The organism is Streptomyces sp. NPDC041068, from assembly GCF_040647455.1.
Classification (GTDB): domain Bacteria; phylum Actinomycetota; class Actinomycetes; order Streptomycetales; family Streptomycetaceae; genus Streptomyces.
Genome location: NZ_JBEZCG010000011.1, coordinates 197,766 through 216,161, shown reverse-complemented (window position 1 = coordinate 216,161; position 18,396 = coordinate 197,766). Strand labels below are relative to the sequence as shown.

Genomic DNA, 18,396 nt, shown 5'->3' with positions numbered 1-18,396 from the left:
CTCACGCCAATACCTTGGATCTCAGGTGCCCACTTCGCCTGGCATGTACGGTCAGTACGAGTGGTGCTCCGCATCAGCAGCACAAAGAGGTGGGGGCCGACCGCAAGGTCGACCCCCGGGGTGAGCGCGTCAGACTAGACAACTGAGTTGATCTGCACGGTCAGATCCAGCGCCATCTGGATCAACATGACCACCAGAGACCAGTACGTCCAGTCTGGCGGCTCATCGAGCGGGTTCACCGATCACCCTCCTTCCTTTTCCGGGACGTCCTCGGAAGAGTCGGGAAGGGCTCTGCGCGCCAGCTCGTTGGTCACTCTATGGGCGGCCCCTGGCGACGTTCTGCTGTTTGCGCCGAATAACAGAAGTTGTAGGCGAGCAACCCAGAAGTAGCTGATAATGCCGCGGCTCAGCCCTGCGGCAACAGCCCTACGCCATGCGCCAGTTGCGTCACCGAGTAGGAGAAGAACACCTCGCGGTCCTCGACGACGCGGTTGAACTGGCCGAACACCTCGAAGCCCACCAGGCCGAACAGCTGCGCCCACGCGGCGACCATCGCGGCGGCGGCCGCCGGCGGGAGATCGGGAGCGAGGTCCGCGGCGAGCCGCTCGCCCTCCGTGCGCATCCCGGCGGGCAGGGGCTGCACGGCGATGCCCCGGCCCTGATGGGCGTCGCGCACGATGTCGATGAGCAGCTGCCCCACGCGCGCGGCGGCCCGGACCGTGGTGGGGGGCGCGCTGTAGCCGGGGACGGGCGAGCCGTAGATGAGCGCGTACTCGTGGGGATGCGCCAGCGCCCACGTACGCACCGCCTCGCACACCGCCGTCCACCGCCGCACGGGCTGCTGCCCCGCGACTCCCGCGTGTGCGGTCTCGGCTGCGGCGCCGAGGGAGTCGTACGCGTCGATGATGAGCGCGGTCAGGAGGTCGTCGCGGCTGGGGAAGTAGCGGTACAGCGCAGAGGAGACCATGCCGAGCTCGCGGGCGACGGCGCGCAGGGAGAGCTTGGCGGCACCCTCGGCCGCCAGCTGTCTGCGGGCCTCGTCCTTGATCGCCAGGGTCACTTCTTCGCGGGCGCGGGCGCGGGCTCCCTTGGCTGCACTACCGCCGGCCCTGCTGCTGGCACCGCCGCTCGCACTACTGCTCGCACTTCCGCTCGCACTACTCATGCGGGCCAGTGTGCCACGAAGGCGGAGCGGTGCACACAGACGAGAGCGTCGACCCGTAACGAGACCACCGCAACTTTTAGAGAGCGCTGCTCTTGCTTTGGTCCACCGATCTCGTACACACTGCTCCCAAGCGAGAGCAGTGCTCTCCCAACCGCTTCTCCCGGAGGAACCACCATGTCGTCGACGTCCGCAGCCCAGTCCCCCTACTACCTCAAGGGCAGCCCCCTCAACGTCCGCCTCAACGGCGTGATCGGCTGGCTCGCGCGGCACGGCGTCAGCCTGATGGGCAGCGCCGAACTCTCCGTGCGGGGCCGCAAGAGCGGCAAGATGCAGCGCATCCCCGTGAACCCGTACACGCACGAGGGCGAGGGCGAGGGCGAGGGCGACCACGGGCAGTACCTGGTATCGGCGCGCGGGCACTCCCAGTGGGTGCGCAACATGCGCGTGGCCGGCGGCGGCGAGCTGCGGGTGGGGCGCAAGGTACGGGAGTTCACCGCCGTGGAGGTGCCCGACGCCGAGAAGCTGCCGTTGCTGCGCGGCTATCTGGAGCGGTGGGGCTGGGAGGTCAACCAGTACTTCAAGGGCGTGACCGCGCAGTCCTCCGACGAGGAGATCCTGGCGGCCGCGCCCGACCACCCCGTCTTCCGCATCACCGTGCTGAACGCGAAGAAGAGCAGCAAGAAGAACAGCAGGAGCAAGAAGAAGAACGACGAGAAGAAGTGACCCCTAGCGGTCCCACGCGCTCAGCTAGCGGTCCAGCGCGCTCAGCGCCCGTCCCGCCAGCGGATGCGTGCGGACCAGCTCGCCCAGCGTCGTCGAGCCGCGTGTGATCTTCGCGAAGGCGTTCCACGCGGGGCGGAAGCCCGTGATCGCCGCGTGCAGCACGCCAGGACGGCGCTCGAAGACCTGCAGCATGCGGCGCCCCACGCTCATCTCGACGCCGAGGCCCGCCTTGACGGCGAAGGCGTAGTTCAGCGCCTGGCGGCGGGCGTCCACCGCGTCGTGCGCCTCGCCGATCCGCACCGCCCACTCCCCCGCGAGCCGCCCGGAGCGCAGCGCGAAGGAGATGCCCTCGCGGGTCCACGGCTCCAGGAGCCCCGCCGCGTCACCGCAGACCAGGACCCGGCCGCGCGAGAGCGGCGAGTCGTCGCTGCGGCAGCGCGTCAGATGCCCCGAGGAGATGCTCGGCTCGAAGCCCGCGAGGCCGAGACGGGCGATGAAGTCCTCCAAGTACCGCTTGGTGGCCGCGCCTTCGCCGCGCGCGGAGATCACACCGACGGTGAGGGTGTCGCCCTTGGGGAACACCCAGCCGTAACTGCCCGGCATCGGGCCCCAGTCGATGAGCACCCGGCCCGCCCAGTCCTCGGCGACGGTCTCCGGCACCGGGATCTCGGCCTCCAGGCCCAGGTCGACCTGGTCGAGCTTCACGCCGACATGCGCTCCTATGCGGCTGGCGCTGCCGTCCGCTCCGACCACGGCGCGGGCAAGCAGCGTCTCGCCGCCCTGCAGCACGACCGCGACGGTGCGCCGGTCGGGCACCTCGGGGCCGTGCTGCTCCACGCGCGCGACGGTGACGCCGGTGCGCAGCTCGACGCCCGCCTTCTGCGCGTGCTCGACGAGCTGCTGGTCGAACTCGGAGCGGTTGATCAGGCCGAAGAGCATCTGCCGGGAGCGGCGGGTGCGGGTGAACTTGCCGTCGAGGGAGAACGTCACCGCGTGCACCCGGTCGCGGAAGGGAAGCTCGAAGCCGGGCGGCAGGGCGTCGCGCGAGGGGCCGATGATGCCGCCGCCGCACGTCTTGTACCGGGGCAGTTCGGCCTTCTCCAGGAGCAGCACGCTGCGTCCCGCGACCGCTGCCGCGTAGGCCGCAGAGGCCCCCGCGGGGCCGGCTCCGACCACGACGACGTCCCACACGTGCCGGGTGTCGTCCGCTGAGTTCTCGCTGCTCACGTTGGTCTACCGCTCCTGATCCCGCTGTTGGCCGCGCTGTCCTCAGGCATCCTACGGCGGAGGCCCTCGGGTCCCTCCTGTGGGAGGATCACATGTACCCACACGTACAACGTCGCACCTACGAGGAGCGTGCCCATGTCGCGGAATCCGATCGCCGAGACCGTCGCCTCACTGATGCCGAAGGCGAAGGCGGAGCTCACCGAACTGGTGGCCTTCAAGTCGGTGGCGGACTTCGACCAGTTCCCCAAGAGCGAGAGCGAGGCCGCCGCGAACTGGGTGGCCGACGCGCTCCGCACCGAGGGATTCCAGGACGTCGCGCTGCTCGACACCCCGGACGGCACCCAGTCGGTGTACGGCTTCCTGCCGGGCCCCGAGGGCGCGCCGACCGTCCTGCTGTACGCGCACTACGACGTCCAGCCGCCGCTCGACGAGGCCGCGTGGGCCACGCCCCCCTTCGAGCTGACCGAGCGCAACGGCCGTTGGTACGGCCGGGGCAGCGCCGACTGCAAGGGCGGCGTCATCATGCACCTGCTCGCGCTGCGCGCCCTGAAGGCGAACGGCGGCGTCCCCGTGAACGTGAAGGTGATCGCGGAGGGCTCGGAGGAGCAGGGCACGGGCGGCCTCGAACGGTACGCCGAGGAGCACCCCGAGTTGCTCACGGCCGACACGATCGTCATCGGTGACGCGGGCAACTTCCGGGTCGGTCTGCCGACGGTGACGTCGACGCTGCGCGGCATGACCCTCGTACGCATCAGTGTCGACACCCTCGAAGGCAACCTGCACTCGGGGCAGTTCGGCGGCGCGGCCCCGGACGCCCTCGGCGCGCTGGTGCGCACGCTGGACTCGCTGCGCGCCGAGGACGGCTCGACGACGATCGACGGTCTGACGAGCGACACCGTCTGGGACGGCCTTCAGTACGAGCAAGCCGACTTCCGCAAGGACGCGAAGGTCCTCGACGGCGTCGAGCTGATCGGCGAGGGCACCGTCGCCGACCGCATCTGGGCGCGCCCCGCCGTCACGGTCCTCGGCATCGACTGCCCGCCGGTGATCGGCGCGACGCCGTCGGTGCAGGCGGCCGCGCGGGCGCTGATCAGCCTGCGGGTGCCGCCGGGCGTGGACGCGGCCGAGGCGACGAAGCTGCTGCAGGCGCACCTGGAGGCGCACACCCCGTGGGGCGCGCGGGTGCGCACGGAGCAGATCGGGCAGGGCCAGCCGTTTCGCGCGGACACCACCAGCCCGGCGTACGCGGCGATGGCCGAGGCGATGGGCGAGGCCTACCCCGGCGAGGAGATGCAGTACGCGGGCCAGGGCGGCTCGATCCCGCTGTGCAACACCCTCTCGTCGCTGTACCCGAGCGCGGAGATCCTCCTGATCGGTCTGAGCGAGCCGGAGGCGCAGATCCACGCGGTCAACGAGAGCGTTTCTCCTGAGGAGTTGGAGCGCCTCTCGGTGGCGGAGGCGCTGTTCCTGCAGAAGTACGCGGCGAACTGACCGCCCGCTCCGTTTCCCCGTCGGCCAGGCCTATCCGTGGCGCGACGGCGCCGAGTTGAGCCTGACCGACGCGGACGCCGTCGGCGCCGGTCAGGAGATGGCGACGGCGGTGACCGGCCTCGGGCTGCGCCCCACCGACGTACGACGGATCGTGCTGACGCGTCTCCACGAGGACCACGTGGGCGGAGCGGGCGAGTTCGCGGCGCTCAGCGGCGCCCCGGTGTACGCGCACCGCCTGGACGCGCCTTTCGTACGAGGGGAAGCCGTGGGCCCGGAGCCGGTGGCCGAGGACCGGGAGGTGCCGCTGCACGCGGCGGCGAAGCTGCTTCCCCCGCCACCCTCGAACCCGGCCCTGCCCGCCGAGGTACGGGAGTTGGAGGACGGCGACACCCTGGACCTCGGCGGCGGCGCGCACGTGATCGGAGCCCCCGGGCACACGGAGGCAGCATCGCCGTCCATCTGCCCGCGCGCGGGGTGCTGTTCACGGGCGATGCGGTGGCCGCGTCGCCCGTGGACGGACAGGTGATGCCCGGTGTGCTCAACCTGGACGGGGACCGCGCGCTCGCGTCGTTCCGAAGGCTGGCGGCGCTGGAGCACGAGGTGGCGTGCTTCGGGCACGGGGACCCGGCGAGGGAGCGGGCGTCGGCGGTGCTGCGGGCGTCGGCGGAAGCCTACCCGTCGAGCCTGTCGAGCCCTTCGGCGCGCTCGGTCCCGTCGATTCCTTCGACCCCCACTGCTCCCACCGCTCCCCCGGCTCCCACTGCCCCCGCCACTCCCCCGGCTCCTGCCGCTCCCTCGGCTCCTGCCGCTCCCTCGGCTCCTGTCGCTCCCTCGACGGGGACGCCTGCCTCCAGGTAGAGCGTGGCCCCGCGCTCGCGTGCGCGCAGTGCCCAGCGCAGCCGTTCGTAGCGCACGGCGGGCAGCAGGTCGGCAGCCTCGTCCTCGGTGACGAAGCGCCAGGCGCGCAGTTCGGGGCCGGGCAGCAGCATATGGACCTCGCCGCTGTCGAGCCGCCCGCCGTCGAAGAGGAGCCGCATCCCGCCGTAGCCGGGCGGGTGGGGCGGCTCCCAGTCGGCGACCAACAGGCGGGGGGTGCCCACGAGTTGGATGCCGGTCTCCTCGGCCACCTCGCGCACGCCCGCGCGCGCGGGGGCCTCGCCGGGCTCGACGACGCCGCCGGGGAACTCCCATCCGGCCTTGTACGTCGGGTCGACGAGCAGCACGCGGTCCTGCTCGTCGAAGAGGAGCACTCCGGCGGCGAGGGTCTCCGCGGTGGGCTCCGGTGTCTGCACGATGTCGCAGACGGAGGCGGCGCCCGTACGGACGGCGTCGGCGAGACGTTCGGCGGTCTCGTAAGGAGTGAGGGCGCTGGTGTCGATGCGATGGGCGTCCGTGCCGAGCCAGCCGTTGAGGGCGGTGCGGTAGGGCTCGATGTGGTCGGACGACCACTGCCGTACGCGGACGTCGCCATCAGGCAGCTCCGGCGGCACGTCGCGGCCGGCTATTCGCTCGCGCAGGATCGTTTCGTCCGGGGCGAGCACGACGTGGCGCACCGGGATCCTGCGGGAGGCGAGACCTCCGAAGATCTCGTCGCGGTACTCCTGGCGCAGCAGTGTCATCGGCACCACGAGCACGCCGCCCACCTCGCCGTGCAGCGCGGCCGCCGTGTCGACGACGAGCCGACGCCAGATGGGCAGGTCCTGATAATCGCTCACCTCGGCAAGGCGCTTGGGCGGCAGCAGATAGGGCAGCGCGCCGCCGATGACCTCCGGGTCGAAGAGTGTGCTGTTCGGGATCAGCTCGATCAGTTCCCGTGCGGCGCTGGTCTTCCCCGCACCGAACGCGCCGTTGATCCAGACGATCACGGTTCCCCCTCTTCTGTTGGCCCCCTGTGGCTTGCCCGCAACACCCTGCCATGGAAACCAGACGCTGATGGGAGAGGAGCCGAGCAGGTCGGCCGGGGTCAGTCGGTGCGCCCGGCGGGCCGGCGTCGCTCGGCTCGGTGGGCGAGGGCTTCCATGATGCGTTGCCAGGCCGGTGACGCGTCCGAGATCTGGGCGGAGACCAGCTTCATGTATCCGGGGCGGCTGCCGTCCCGTTCGTGTTCGATCTCCCAGGCGTCCAGGTCGTCGATGAGCCGGGCCAGGCGTGGATCGTCCGGGTCCCAGTCGACCGCCTGATCACAGGCAAGGTACAGGCGCGTCGTCTCGGGGTCGTCGAAGCCGGCGTTCTTGTCCCGGATCCGCTGCGGCACGATCTGCGGGTCCAGCGCCTGCATCAGGATCCATGCGTCGCGCTCGAGCCGTACCCTGCGTTCGCTGACTCCGAGGCCGCGCATCCGGTCCAGGACGGCGACCACCTCGGGAGGCAGGACGAGCCTTTCGCCACTGGCCAGTTCGGCGATCCTGCGGCGGTTCTCGGTGAGCTGGTCGATCTTGCGTTGCAGGGCGGCGTCGATGTCCGTGACGGCGGCGGCGAATTCGGTCGGCTGTGCGCGCAGCAGCGCGTCGATGCGGGCCAGGGGCACCCCGGCGTCGGCGAGGGTCCTGATCCGGATGAGGTCCACCGCCGCCTGCGCGGGGTAGCGGCGGTAGCCGGAGGCGTCGCGCTCCGGCTCGGGCAACAGGCCGACGTGGTGGTAGTGGCGAACGGTGCGCACGGTCACGCCTGCGGTTGCCGCGAGCCGGCTGATCGTGAGCACCGTTCCCCTTGGCTCCACTGGTTCGTCGTACGACTCTTCGTACGACCTGGTCGTGCCTGGTGAGTCTAAGGGCGAGCTCGGTCGACGACGTCTCGGACCGCCTGCACCACGGCATCGGGCCGGTCGAAGCAGAGCCGGTGGTGCGCGGTGTCGGAGATGATGCGCTGTTCCCCGTGCGAGACCGCGTTCGCCAGGGCCGCGTCCAGTGCCGTCCTGCCGTCGATCATCTCCTGCAGCGTCCGCTGCGATGTCAGCGCCCGCTGGCCGGGGTCGACGCCCACCACGGTGAGGGCGATCACCGGGACGTCGGGGATGTTCGGCCCGGCCTGCAGCTCGGTCGCGAGCGCGGCCAGCCTGGAGCGCTCCGCGATACCGCTCTCCGTCCATCGGTCGCTCACCTTGGCCTCGGTCAGCGCCCGCCGCAGGTCCTCCGGGTAGTCCGCGAGCAGCTCGGCGGCCATCGCGCGCAGGGCCGGGCGCATCCGTTCCAACTGCTCCCGGTCAGGGGCCATCCGCTCGACCGACGCCAGACTCGCCTCGGACGGCATGGCGTCGTCCCAGCCTCGGTGGAAGGCGTCCATCCAGACCAGCCCCGCCACGTCCTGCGGATACAGCTGCGCGAACCGGTGCGCGAAGAAGCCGCCGAGGGAGTGCGCCGCGAGGACGTAGGGGGCGGCGATGCCCTGGGCGCGCAGCAGTTCGCGCAGTTCGGTGGCGACGTCGGCCGCGGTGCGCGGCAGCGGCAGGTCATCGCTGAAACCGGTGCCGCCGCGGTCGTACAGGACGGCGGTGGTGAACCGTGCGACCTCCTGCTGTACGCCGAAGTAGTCCAGGCCGACCGCACCGGCACCCGGCAGGAACACCACGGCCGGTCCGCCGCTGCCCGCCCGGTGCACGAAGACGCGGCGGCCGTCGATCTCTTGAAACCCTCCGGCCGGCGGCACGGGCGCGAGCCGGGTCGGGGAAGTGCTGTGGTTCGTCATGCGCCCACCCTCCAACCCTGACGCAGGGGCAGGGTCAACACCTTCAAGGCGAGGTCACGTGGGGAAGCGCCTGCTCTCGCGCGGAGCAGCGTGGAGGCCGGCGCAAGGGAGGCTCGTAGGGTTCAGCCATGACCAGGACAAAAGGGCGGTGGCCCGAGTGGGATCCCGACCAGGGGGTCGAGGAGGTGACGCTGCTCGTTCTGGAGTGGCTCGGTGAGCAGGGCGTGGGGGCCATGATCCGGGTCGATGCGGAACGCATGCAGGAAGGTCGGCCCGCGTGGACCTTTGCCGCCGGTGGTGGGCCGCTGGCCCATGGAATCAGGGCCGACGGGGCCTCGGTCGAGCAATGCATGGGCCGGGCGCTGCTGACATTGCGGGAACACGGGCTTGTCGTGCCGTTCTGAAGTTCAAGCTTCTGTCAAGGAAATTTACCCATCTTCACCCCAACGTGTGGCGACGCACTTCCGTGAATCGTTCCCGCACTCCAGAGTGCGCCGGTGCCCGCTAGCGTGAACCAACAGGCGCCCCAGTCCCCGGTGACCTCTGACAACTGGCACTCCCGTTGCACCGCACCCCTTCCGGGGTGTGTCGGCGTCGGCGCTGGGGGGATGGATGCAGCAGGACCAACTGAGCGAGAACGCGAGCGAACGCTCCGATCAACCACCGCGGGTGTACGGACTCGACCGCGCGGTCGTCGTCGAACTGCACGGCGAGATCGACCTCGTCGCCTACCAGCAGACGGTGTCGCTGCTGGACGCCGTGGCCGCGGGCCCGGAGCCGATCGTGATCGTCGACCTCAGCCAGGTCGCCTTCTTCGACTGTTCCGGGATCTCGTTGCTGATGCGCGCCCACCGGCGGGTGAGAACCCGTGGCGGCCAACTCCGCGTCGTCTGCGCACACCCGCTGACGCTGCGCATCCTGCGCATCACGAACCTCACCGGAGTCCTGTCACCGGCACCGACGTTGGGGGCGGCGATGCTCGAATCGTGTGACGGCGACGACCGCTACGACAAGGAGTGAGCCGCCCCCTCTCCCCCCGGGCGCACGGCCTGCCGCGCCGCATGGACAACCCGTCAGCGCGTCGTACGACCAGCCCCGTCAACCCGTGTGCAGCGGGCGCCTTCGGGGCTTCGCGGGCTTGTGGTGGCGCTGGTAGTGGTCGCGCCAACTCGGCGTCGCCGCACCGCCCATGACCGTCATCACCACGTCATGCGCGAGCGAGTCCGTCACGGGCAGATGCCCGAACAGGACCCGGTGGTACGTCGTGGCACCGAGCATGTCGAGCAGCAGGTCGATGTCGGCGTCGGGGCCGATGTCGCCGCGCTCGATCCCGCGCCGCAGGGCCGCCTCGGTGGTGACCCGCCGGGGATGGAAGATCGTCTCGGTGAAGACGCGGTCCAGCTCGGGGTCGTCGGCCAGTTCGGCCATCAGCGCGGGCAGCGTACGGCGGCCGAGGCTGCCGCCGAAGGCACGGCTGAGCGTGTCGATGCCCTCGATCAGATCGCAGTGCGTACACCCGGTGTCGGGCGTCGGCGCCGTGCCCATCGTGTCGGCCAGGGCCGCGATGACCAGGTGCTGACGGGACGGCCAGCGGCGCCTGATCGCCGGCTTCGTCGTGCCCGCGCGCCGTGCCACCGCCTCCATCGTCAGGCCGGGATAGCCGCCCTCCTCCAGCAACTCCTGCGTCGCCGTCAGGATCGCCTCGTCCAGCCGGCTGTCACGAGGGCGTCCCGCAGGGCGGGCGGCACGGGATGCGGAGTCGGGGGTTGCCATGGAGAGCAGTATAGGTAGCATGTGATTTCGTTCCGTTCCGGATCGAAACATAAGGAGGGGCTGCCTTGTCCGAGCAGGAATCGGCCGCCGACCATGTGCTCACCGAGCCCACAGCCGTACGCGAGAACGGGGACGAGCGCGATGAGCGCGATGAGCTCGATGCGAGCGATGAGCCCGATGCGAGCGCGAACGAGGGCGCTCCCGGTGTTGCTCACGAAAACGCTCACGACAGCGTGTTCCGTGCGCCCTACGCCGCGCTGACCTGGGGCATCGTCCTCTCGGTCGGCCTCGTCGCCTTCGAGTCGATGGGCGTGGCCACCGTCCTGCCGGAGATCGCGGGGAGACTCGGCGGCCTCGGCGCCTACGGCTGGGGTCTGTCCGCGCTGATGCTGGCCAACCTCATCGGCACCGTCGCCGCAGGCCGCGCCGCCGACCGGCGTGGCCCCGCACGGCCGTTGGCCATCGGTCTCGCCGTCTTCGCCGTCGGGTGCGCGGTGGCGGGCTCCGCCGCGAACTGGCCCTTGTTCCTCGCCGGGCGCTTCCTGCAGGGGCTCGGCGTCGGAGCCGTCATGGCGCTCGCGTACACCGCGATCGCGCTCGCCTACCCCCAGCGGCTGCGCGCCCGTATGTTCGCGCTCGTGTCGGGCGGCTGGACCGTCCCGTCACTGATCGGTCCGACGATCGCCGCCCTGATCTCCGACCACGTCTCCTGGCGCGGTGTGTTCGTGCTGCTGCTTCCGCTGGTCGCCCTGGCCGCCGTACTCACGCTGCCCCAACTGCGCAGGCTCGGCGGGCCCGACCGGGCCGCCGTCCCGAGCGACGGGCCGTGGTGGGCCACGCCCGTGGCACGCAGCGTGCTGCTCGCCGCCGGTACCGGCGTCCTGCTCGCGGGGCTCGAACTGCGTCAACCGGCCCTGCTGATTCCGCTCGTTCTCGTCGGCGGTGCCGCGGCCGTCCTCGCGTTGCGCTCGGTCACACCGGCGGGCACGCTCGCCGTCCGGCGCGGTGTTCCGACGGGTGTCGTCCTGCGCTTCCTGCTGTGCGGCGCCTACTTCGGAAGCGAGGCCTTCCTGCCCCTCGGCCTGGTCGAACTGCGCGAGTTGAGCGCCACGGAGGCCGGGCTCGGTCTTTCGGCGGGCGCGATCACGTGGGTGCTCGGGGCGGCCTGGCAGGGCAGGGCCGACAGTCGTTGGAGCGGCCGGTCCAGGGCGGTCCCGATCGCCGCGGGGTTCGCGGTGCTGCTCGCGGGGATCGGGGTGATGGCGCTGGGCGTCCTCGTCGACGCGACGCCCGCGTTGACCGCCGTGGCGGGCTGGGCGATCGGCGGCGCGGGCATGGGCGTGGCCTTCAACGCCGCGACCACCGACGCCATGGAGCAGGCCACGGCCGACCGGCAGGGCGAGGCGAGCGGCTCGATGCAGCTGGCGCAGACGCTGGCGGTCGCCGTCCTCAGCGGTCTCGGGGGTGCGGCGGTCGCGCTGTCCGACGCGCACGGTTCGTCGGTGTCGGTCGCGCTGACGGCGACGTTCACGCTGACGGCGGCGCTGGCGGCGGCCGGGATCTTCACGGCGCATCGGATCAGGCCTGCGGGGGCTTGAGATTGGGGCCCAGGGGGGCGGCTCGGTGTGAGTGCGCCGGGCGGCTCCCCCTATGCGTACGCGTACGACGGATACGCCAGGTAGGGCGGGAGAGGGCAGGTGGACCGGGCCGGATACGCCACACCGCAGCGGGCCGTGCACCGCGCGCGGCCCGCTGTCCTTGGCGTCAGGGCCGTGCACCGCGCGCGTCCCACGGCCCTTGGCGTCAGCCCGGCGGGTCCTCGCCCGTGAGGCCGTCCACCGACTCCCTGATGAGGTCGGCCTGGCCGACATGACGCGCGTACTCCTCGATCATGTCGATCAAGATGCGGCGCAGGCTGGGCGATTCGCCCTTGGCCGTGGTGTAGCGGCCCAGCTGCTCCGGGCCACCGTCGGCCAACGCCTTGTCGACCAGCTCACGGGAGCGGGCCACGGCGCCCTGCCAGAGCGTCAGCAGCTCCTCGGGGGTGTCGTCGGCGGCCGACTGCCACTCCCAGTCGGGGGTGGCCTCCCAGTCCACCGCGTCCCACGGCGGGCCCGGCTTCTCCTGCGCGAGCAGCAGCCGGGCGAAGTGGGTGTCCTCGACCAGGGCGAGGTGCTTGAGCAGTCCGCCCAGGGTCACGGACGAGGCGCCCACCGTGGCCCGCATTCCCTCCGCGTCCAGCCCCGTGCACTTCCACACCAGGGTCGCACGCTGACGTTCCAATGAGCCGACAAGGGTGGCGGCTTCGTCGCCGGCGAGGGGTGGTTCGACCCTGCCGGTCTGCTGTTTCGCTGCGGTCATGGGCGGCGAGTGTAGCTGTGGCGGTGCGGGGACCTGCCGCCCAGGGAAGGGAAGTTGAGGGGGAGTGCCCACGAAACGGACCCGGCTCGGCGTTGGTATACCGGCCATGGCCGGATACGACCATTCGCGTCGCCGTACGGCACAGGAGAGGCCGAATCCGGCGAACAAGCAGCACCACAAGGGCAGTTGCCTACCCGCACAAGGCCAGGAGCGTCGCCCCGGACAGCCACAGGGTGGAGAGGGCGAGGCGGTTGGCGAGGAGTACCGCGGTGAGAGGAGTACCGCGGTGAGCAGAGCGGTCACCATCGCGGTTCCGGCTCGCAGGTAGGTGTTGCCTGCCGCGTCGGTGTCCGCCGCCGCGTGCGGACGGAGGCGGAGCGAGGCCTGCAGTGGGCATGGGCCCAGAGTGGCGAGTACGGCCAGGGAGGCGAGGTAGGGGAACAAGGGCTGGTCCGAGGCGTCCATGCCGTACCAGCGGTGGATGACGTAGCCGATTCCTGTGCCTGCCAGGGCGGTCACGGCGCAGAGCCCAGCCGCGAAGAGCCCGTCTGTGATCTTCTCGGCCAGCCGGTCGGCGATCTCGTCGTTCTCCTGGTCGCGCAGTTCGCGCGCGCGGGGCTCGCCGGGGTCGGAGTCGGCAGGTGGAGGGGGCGGTGCATGGTTTCTCCGGAATCGAGGTGCAGGGTGCTGCTGGTTCCACCGGCGGAGGGGCGTGCGGCGCTCAGGGAGGACTGCGCGCCGCACGCGCCGGACGGACGGAGTCCTGGTGCGGCTACTTGCGTCGGAACTTGTTCACGATGGGCTTGATGACCTTCTTGATGGCCGACTTGAACTTGTTCTTCAGGAAGCCGGGCAGAGGTACAGCGCCCACGACGCAGTCGACGGCCAGGTCAAGTATCTCGTTGCCGGGCATGGTCCTGCTTGCCTTCATGACGACGCTCTTGGCGCATCCGTAGAGGGCTTGGCGGCCCAGACCGGAAGGGCCGCCACGGCACCGTCCAGGACATCGGTCACCTCGTCCCCGTGGGGGAAAGGGACACCTGGAAGATGTTCGGCCTCTTCCTGCGTCAGTTCACCCGCGGCCACAGCCTCCTGGAATACGACAGCGAGTTCCTCGGCTGCGGCGAACGCCAGTTGCATGACTTCACGGTCGACGTCGTCCAGCGGCGCGGCCTGCTTCACCGCGGCTCGGATGTCGCGGCGAGGCGGTCCGCCTGAGCGGCTGCGGTCAGGGCCGTGCGGATACGCAGGGCTCTGCGGTTCACCTAGAACCCTTCGTGCGTCGAATGCGCACGAGGTGAGGCCCGGCGATGCATCGTGGCCTGCGAAACCTGATGGCATCGCTGGGCCTCCTACCCCCCGGCCCGGGACCGCTCAGGTCGGCCGCACCCTCCTCGGCGTGCCGGGCAGCTTTCTTCGTCGCCGTCTCAACCCCGTGCCGCCGTATCCGCCTCCACGGAGAGCACCTCCGCGCCACACTCTCTCCATGGACGCGGGCTTGGCAGCAGTGCTCGGGGCACTAGCGGGCGGCATTGGCACCACCCTGGCCGGCATGGCCGCCGGATGGGCCTCGCGGGAGCAAGCCAGGATCACAGCCAGAGCGGAGCACCGGCGCCTCAGGCAAGGCCCCAGGGAGGGCGCATACACGGCATTCATCGGCGCAGCCGGCGCCCTGCGTGATCACGCGATTCCTATGTTCTTCGGCGTCGAGGAGATTCTCGACAGGCCGCCCCTCACCGAGGAGTTCCTTCGCGAAGCCCCGAAACACATGCAAGCGGTTGTGACTGCCTGGCTGACCGTAACTCTCGCCGGACCGCGTAGCGTGCAGGGGGCCGCTTCCGATATTTACGACTGCTCAATGGAGCTGACATCCCACGGCGCCGCGATCTACAGCCTCGCCGAGAGCGGCGTCGGGGAAGAGCACATCGACAGGATCCAACTCGAAGCACACCACCGCATCGTCAAGCTCAACAACCTGCTGGGCACATTCACCGAACTCGCCCAGCAAGTGCTCGATGATGACGGCACGATCTAGGGCGTGTTTGAAATGTGATCGATGAGTTCACAGGTACTGCGGTATTAACGTGAGGGCCACCCAAGGCCCTCACCTGCGCAGTTGGCCACCGTCAGCGCGCTGTGCGCCCGGAACTCCGATCGGCGTCGCTTCGGGCAAGGTGCGGTGGCCAACACGCGATTCGGCGAGGGCGGCCTGGTACGGCAGTTGGCGAGGAACCTGCTGGAATCTCCCTCGAAAAGCGAGCTCGCCGACCGCCTGGGCCATGAGAGCGGTGAGCGGGCCGACCAGGTCGGCATCTTCGGCCCCGCGCTCGGACGCGACCTGCGCTTCGAGCCCGCCCCCGTGGGGTTGCCCGTAAGCATGCTCGCGGACGGCCGTTCCGAGAAGTTGGTCGACGCACTCCTCGCGGCTTCGACACGACGGCCGGAATCACGTCTCGTCGCCGACGATGGCGAACGCCCGACCGGCGCGCCGGCCCGCCCCTTGGCGGAGTGGGTCGGCGACCAGTCGATTCGCCCCTGCGTATCGGCATCGGCTTGCACGGCTCGCAGGAGCATTTCCCATGTGCCGTCGGCCGACCAGCGGCGATGCCGGTCGTAGACCGTCTGCCACTTACCGAACCGGGATGGCGGATCGCGCCACGGGATACCGGCCCGCAGCCGGAACAGAATCCCGTTCATCACCCTGCGGTGACACTTCCAACGCCCGCCCCGCGCCTCGTTTCTTGGCAAGTACGGCTTCAGCCTGGCCCACTCCGCGTCCCTGAGATCACCCCGCCCCACATCCCCGGAAACGAGCCCTCATCCCGGTTCCTCACCGACCCGCCAGACCGGCCCTCGAACCGTCAGACCCAGAACCGATTGCCCCCGCAACGCCACGCGCCGGACATTCGAGGGCTGCGACTACTCAGCCGGGTCTTCGTCGGCGCGCCGCACGGCCTGCTTCGCCGCCATCTCCCCCTCGTGCCGCGACTGCCCGGCCGCCGCCGCGTGCACCGTGACGGCCGCAAGGTCCGGCCCACATACCCGGCCAGCGCTGCAGCCATGGCACCCAAACCTCCAGTGACCACGGCACCTGCGGCAGTGCTCGCCGTCAAGGCGACTGCGGCAAACGTGACGAGAAGTGAAGATCACGAACCAACGCGAAGGGGGCACCCGAAGCGCGCGGCCGCCCCTCAGTCAGTCGGCGCGGAAGAACTGCACCAGATAGCGCTCGACCCCAGCGACCGGCTCCTCAGACTCCCGCTGCGCGGCGACCACGGCGCGACCCGCGCAATACACCCGCACCCGCCACGATCCCTTCCCGCCGAGCTCAACCAGATCATCGGTGCGCCCCAGTGACGGCGTCCAGATCGCCACATCACCGCTCTCCGACTCGAACCGCGCCTCGCCGTGCGCATCCCACGCGGAATCGTCCTCGCCGGGCGGGGCACCGTCCCACACCTGCACCGTCATCGCCACGGTATGCGTATCACCGGCACTGCTCACATCGACCCGGCCGGGAAACGCATTCACGAACACATCGGCATCGAAACCATCAGGAAACTCGACCGGAAGCTCAGCATCCCAGGACTCCACAAACGCAAACGCGTAGTTGTCCACGAACACATCGAACAGCTGCTCCTGCACCGGATCAGCCACGAGAGTCACTCCCACCCGAACGTCCCGGACACGAACCACGATCGTATGGCCGCAGCCCCCACCCTCCACGGCAACACCGGCACGGAGTACCCAGAGCGGGGCGCTGCCCTCACCCGCGGGCGGCGTCCACCGCATGCTCCGCGCTGATGCGGGACATCATGCCGCCATGGGCGATGAGCAACCCGACAAGAAGCGGGCGTGGTGGCACTGGGCGTCAGCCGCGGCCGGCACAGCCGCCTTCATCGTGCTCCTCGTCTGGGGCCCCTGGTGGATCGAAGGCCACCACCTCCGCGAAGACGGAAAACTCGTCACCTCCGCCGGGATCATCATCACCGGGTTCCGCACCATGCTCGTCGCCATCGCAGCCGGAGTCATCGGTGGACTCGGCCTCTGGTACACGCACAAGAGCCACCGTCAGACCGAGCAACTCTTCGAGCACACACGCGCGAAGGACCGCGAGCAGGCGGAGCTGACCCGGGAAGGACAGGTCACCGAGCGCTACGTCGAAGCGATCAAACTCCTCAGCTCCGACAACCTCACTCAACGCCTCGGCGGCATATACAGCCTCGAGCGCATCATGCACGACAGTCAGAAGGACCACGCCACCGTTCTGGCCGTCCTCTGCTCCTTTGTCCGTGACCGCGCGCCGGCGCCCATGGAGGACGAACTACTACAGACCGGTGAACCCAACCCGGACGTGGAACCGACTGCCGATGTACAGGCTGTACTCGACGTCCTCCAAGGCAGGCCCGACCGGCAGGAGTTGAACCGGATCGACCTGCGACGGACGGATCTTCGCGGGGCCAACTTGCGAGGGGACGGCCTTCGGGGTGCGAACCTGACCGGCTCGCACCTTCAGGGTGCGAACCTCAGCGGCGCAGATCTGGTTGGCAGTGATCTACGTCAGGCGAATCTGCAGTGGGCGAATCTAGTTGGCACCCAATTGTTCGAAGCGAACTTGACCGGCGTCCAGTTGCAACATGCGCAACTTCGACTGGCGTTTCTCAAGGGAGCGAACTTGGATGAAGCCCAGTTTCAAGATGAAGATCCAAGTGGTACCCAAGGGCTGCGGTGGGAACAGCTACGAGCGGCTACAGTCCTCGGGTCGACCCGACTCCCGACGAAACTGCTTGAGCATCCACAGATTCAGGCCCGCATTGCCGAATGCGAAGCTGCTCGGTCACGCCGTCCAATTATCTGGTTGCGGCAACGAGGTTCCACGCGAGCGTGAGTCGGACCGCACCAGCGCACGAAGAGTTCGTCGAGGTACTCCCGCACCGGCCCGTCGGTCACTCCGTGCCCATGGGGCGGACACTTGCCGACATGCACTGTTAGAACAGATCGAGCGGCCCACGCCCCCCCCGGGGGGAAAGTCCCTGCACCCCCTGGGCGGATCGCACTACAGCGCGCGACTGACGACAGCCGCCCACTACCGCCCAGGTTGACCCAACTAGCGTGCTCGGTGGACAACCAGACCAAACCAGCGCACGACGCGCAACACACCCCCGAACCCGTACCTTCCTGTGCTGACCGCTCCACTCGCGATTGGACAGGGGGAACACCATGCAAAAGGTCAAGTCTGGCTTAGTGGCGGCTGCCGCGGCCGGTGCTCTCGCTACGGGGATCATGCCCGCCGGCGCAGCCGAAGCACCCACACCCACGGTGGAACGCATCACCAAGTTCCTCAACAGTGCGGCACCCAGCGACACCGTGGACGCGGCAGCTCCCTGCCGGAAGGCAATCACCAGGTTCAACTACACCGGCTACCGAGCCTGCGGTGAAGGCCGCGTAATGGACGTCGACTGGGACCGGAACGGATCAGTCGACGAATCATTCGTCATCGCCCCCAACCGCGAGATATGGCATATCTGGGCCAACTCCCGCGGGTGGAAGGAACTTCCCGGCGACGGCCGGGGAGACACGTTCTGGGGCTGGTCCAAGTACGGCAGGGTTCGCTGCGTCGCAGTCTGGGCGGGCAGCACCGTATGGGACAACCCCTTCGACGGCAGCCGATGGCTCGGCTGGGAACGAGGCACCTGCTGACAGCGGCACAAACAGCGCCCGGCCCGGACTCGGCAAACGGGCGGGGCGCTTCCTTCAACGACGCGCGACGGCCCACCAGTTGGACGCTCGCGGAGCACAGCCCGCGGTGAGGAGTATCGCGAATGCCGCGGTGATGATGTGCGCCTGCGCATGACCGTCCCCGGTGTTGGCGGGCGCTCAGCGTGTCAGGTGCGGAGGGCGTACCACCATTCAGATGTCGGTCACCTGCGGAGTACGACATGAGTCGGCCGGTCTCCGGATGGACCCGCCCC

Annotated in this window: 19 protein-coding genes and 2 pseudogenes; 11 read left to right on the top strand and 10 right to left on the bottom strand. The window is 69.8% G+C overall.

Annotated elements, in window-relative coordinates; genetic code table 11:
- Positions 1–406 precede the first annotated feature (406 nt).
- Positions 407–1,165: a TetR/AcrR family transcriptional regulator gene (locus tag AB0B50_RS25880; protein WP_362336442.1), complete on the bottom strand. Its 759-nt coding sequence runs from the start codon at positions 1,163–1,165 to the stop codon at positions 407–409.
- 174 nt (positions 1,166–1,339) lie between these two features.
- On the opposite strand from AB0B50_RS25880, the gene AB0B50_RS25875 reads away from it, so the two are divergent.
- Entirely contained in the window at positions 1,340–1,888 is a 549-nt protein-coding gene (locus tag AB0B50_RS25875; protein ID WP_362336439.1) for a nitroreductase/quinone reductase family protein, read from the top strand.
- Positions 1,889–1,912: 24 nt separating this feature from the next.
- On the opposite strand, the gene AB0B50_RS25870 is transcribed toward AB0B50_RS25875, so the two are convergent.
- On the bottom strand, positions 1,913–3,115 hold the full coding sequence (locus tag AB0B50_RS25870; protein ID WP_362336436.1) for a geranylgeranyl reductase family protein: 1,203 nt from the start codon (positions 3,113–3,115) through the stop codon (positions 1,913–1,915).
- Between the two features lie 135 nt (positions 3,116–3,250).
- Between AB0B50_RS25870 and AB0B50_RS25865 the strand changes: the two genes are divergently transcribed.
- Positions 3,251–4,606, top strand: a complete 1,356-nt coding sequence (locus AB0B50_RS25865) for a dipeptidase (RefSeq protein WP_362336433.1) — start codon at positions 3,251–3,253, stop codon at positions 4,604–4,606.
- A 7-nt stretch (positions 4,607–4,613) separates the two neighbouring features.
- Positions 4,614–5,275, top strand: a pseudogene (locus AB0B50_RS25860) (MBL fold metallo-hydrolase); the annotation flags it as partial.
- A 2-nt stretch (positions 5,276–5,277) separates the two neighbouring features.
- Here the strand turns inward: AB0B50_RS25860 and AB0B50_RS25855 are convergent.
- From AB0B50_RS25855 to AB0B50_RS25845, 3 genes are all read right to left on the bottom strand, one after another.
- Positions 5,278–6,471 (bottom strand): NUDIX domain-containing protein, encoded by a 1,194-nt coding sequence (locus tag AB0B50_RS25855; RefSeq protein ID WP_362336430.1) that lies wholly within the window; start codon positions 6,469–6,471, stop codon positions 5,278–5,280.
- Between the two features lie 98 nt (positions 6,472–6,569).
- Positions 6,570–7,307: a MerR family transcriptional regulator gene (locus tag AB0B50_RS25850; protein ID WP_362336427.1), complete on the bottom strand. Its 738-nt coding sequence runs from the start codon at positions 7,305–7,307 to the stop codon at positions 6,570–6,572.
- Between the two features lie 65 nt (positions 7,308–7,372).
- Positions 7,373–8,290 carry an alpha/beta hydrolase gene (locus AB0B50_RS25845; RefSeq protein ID WP_362336425.1) on the bottom strand — a complete coding sequence of 306 codons (918 nt, stop codon included), beginning with the start codon at positions 8,288–8,290 and terminating at the stop codon, positions 7,373–7,375.
- 128 nt (positions 8,291–8,418) lie between these two features.
- Between AB0B50_RS25845 and AB0B50_RS25840 the strand changes: the two genes are divergently transcribed.
- Both AB0B50_RS25840 and AB0B50_RS25835 read left to right on the top strand, forming a co-directional pair.
- Positions 8,419–8,694, top strand: a complete 276-nt coding sequence (locus AB0B50_RS25840) for a hypothetical protein (RefSeq protein WP_362336422.1) — start codon at positions 8,419–8,421, stop codon at positions 8,692–8,694.
- Positions 8,695–8,902: 208 nt separating this feature from the next.
- Positions 8,903–9,310 carry an STAS domain-containing protein gene (locus AB0B50_RS25835; RefSeq protein WP_362336419.1) on the top strand — a complete coding sequence of 136 codons (408 nt, stop codon included), beginning with the start codon at positions 8,903–8,905 and terminating at the stop codon, positions 9,308–9,310.
- A gap of 78 nt (positions 9,311–9,388) precedes the next feature.
- Here AB0B50_RS25835 and AB0B50_RS25830 read toward each other — a convergent pair whose 3' ends face one another.
- Positions 9,389–10,063 carry a TetR/AcrR family transcriptional regulator gene (locus AB0B50_RS25830; RefSeq protein ID WP_362336416.1) on the bottom strand — a complete coding sequence of 225 codons (675 nt, stop codon included), beginning with the start codon at positions 10,061–10,063 and terminating at the stop codon, positions 9,389–9,391.
- A 65-nt stretch (positions 10,064–10,128) separates the two neighbouring features.
- On the opposite strand from AB0B50_RS25830, the gene AB0B50_RS25825 reads away from it, so the two are divergent.
- Positions 10,129–11,661, top strand: coding sequence for an MFS transporter (locus AB0B50_RS25825; protein ID WP_362336413.1), 1,533 nt, complete (start codon positions 10,129–10,131; stop codon positions 11,659–11,661).
- 205 nt (positions 11,662–11,866) lie between these two features.
- Here the strand turns inward: AB0B50_RS25825 and AB0B50_RS25820 are convergent, their stop codons facing one another.
- Both AB0B50_RS25820 and AB0B50_RS25815 read right to left on the bottom strand, forming a co-directional pair.
- On the bottom strand, positions 11,867–12,424 hold the full coding sequence (locus tag AB0B50_RS25820) for a DinB family protein (RefSeq protein WP_362336410.1): 558 nt from the start codon (positions 12,422–12,424) through the stop codon (positions 11,867–11,869).
- Positions 12,425–13,196: 772 nt separating this feature from the next.
- Positions 13,197–13,355 carry a hypothetical protein gene (locus AB0B50_RS25815; RefSeq protein WP_362336407.1) on the bottom strand — a complete coding sequence of 53 codons (159 nt, stop codon included), beginning with the start codon at positions 13,353–13,355 and terminating at the stop codon, positions 13,197–13,199.
- 92 nt (positions 13,356–13,447) lie between these two features.
- Between AB0B50_RS25815 and AB0B50_RS25810 the strand changes: the two genes are divergently transcribed.
- The 3 genes from AB0B50_RS25810 to AB0B50_RS25800 all read left to right on the top strand — a co-directional run bounded on the left by AB0B50_RS25810 (position 13,448) and on the right by AB0B50_RS25800 (position 15,041).
- Positions 13,448–13,642 carry a hypothetical protein gene (locus AB0B50_RS25810; RefSeq protein ID WP_362336404.1) on the top strand — a complete coding sequence of 65 codons (195 nt, stop codon included), beginning with the start codon at positions 13,448–13,450 and terminating at the stop codon, positions 13,640–13,642.
- Positions 13,643–13,910: 268 nt separating this feature from the next.
- Entirely contained in the window at positions 13,911–14,459 is a 549-nt protein-coding gene (locus AB0B50_RS25805) for a hypothetical protein (RefSeq protein WP_362336402.1), read from the top strand.
- An 81-nt stretch (positions 14,460–14,540) separates the two neighbouring features.
- Complete coding sequence (locus AB0B50_RS25800) at positions 14,541–15,041, top strand: hypothetical protein (RefSeq protein ID WP_362336885.1); 501 nt, start codon at positions 14,541–14,543, stop codon at positions 15,039–15,041.
- Here AB0B50_RS25800 and AB0B50_RS25795 read toward each other — a convergent pair.
- Both AB0B50_RS25795 and AB0B50_RS25790 read right to left on the bottom strand, forming a co-directional pair.
- Positions 14,942–15,223 (bottom strand): annotated as a pseudogene (locus AB0B50_RS25795) (transposase); the annotation flags it as partial. The gene AB0B50_RS25800 and the pseudogene AB0B50_RS25795 overlap by 100 nt on opposite strands.
- Positions 15,224–15,619: 396 nt before the next feature.
- Complete coding sequence (locus AB0B50_RS25790; RefSeq protein ID WP_362336399.1) at positions 15,620–16,081, bottom strand: hypothetical protein; 462 nt, start codon at positions 16,079–16,081, stop codon at positions 15,620–15,622.
- Positions 16,082–16,247: 166 nt separating this feature from the next.
- Between AB0B50_RS25790 and AB0B50_RS25785 the strand changes: the two genes are divergently transcribed.
- Both AB0B50_RS25785 and AB0B50_RS25780 read left to right on the top strand, forming a co-directional pair.
- Entirely contained in the window at positions 16,248–17,312 is a 1,065-nt protein-coding gene (locus AB0B50_RS25785; RefSeq protein WP_362336396.1) for a pentapeptide repeat-containing protein, read from the top strand.
- A gap of 332 nt (positions 17,313–17,644) precedes the next feature.
- The gene (locus tag AB0B50_RS25780; protein ID WP_362336393.1) at positions 17,645–18,124 is read left to right on the top strand and encodes a hypothetical protein; all 480 of its coding nucleotides are present in this window, start codon (positions 17,645–17,647) and stop codon (positions 18,122–18,124) included.
- Positions 18,125–18,396 lie beyond the last annotated feature (272 nt).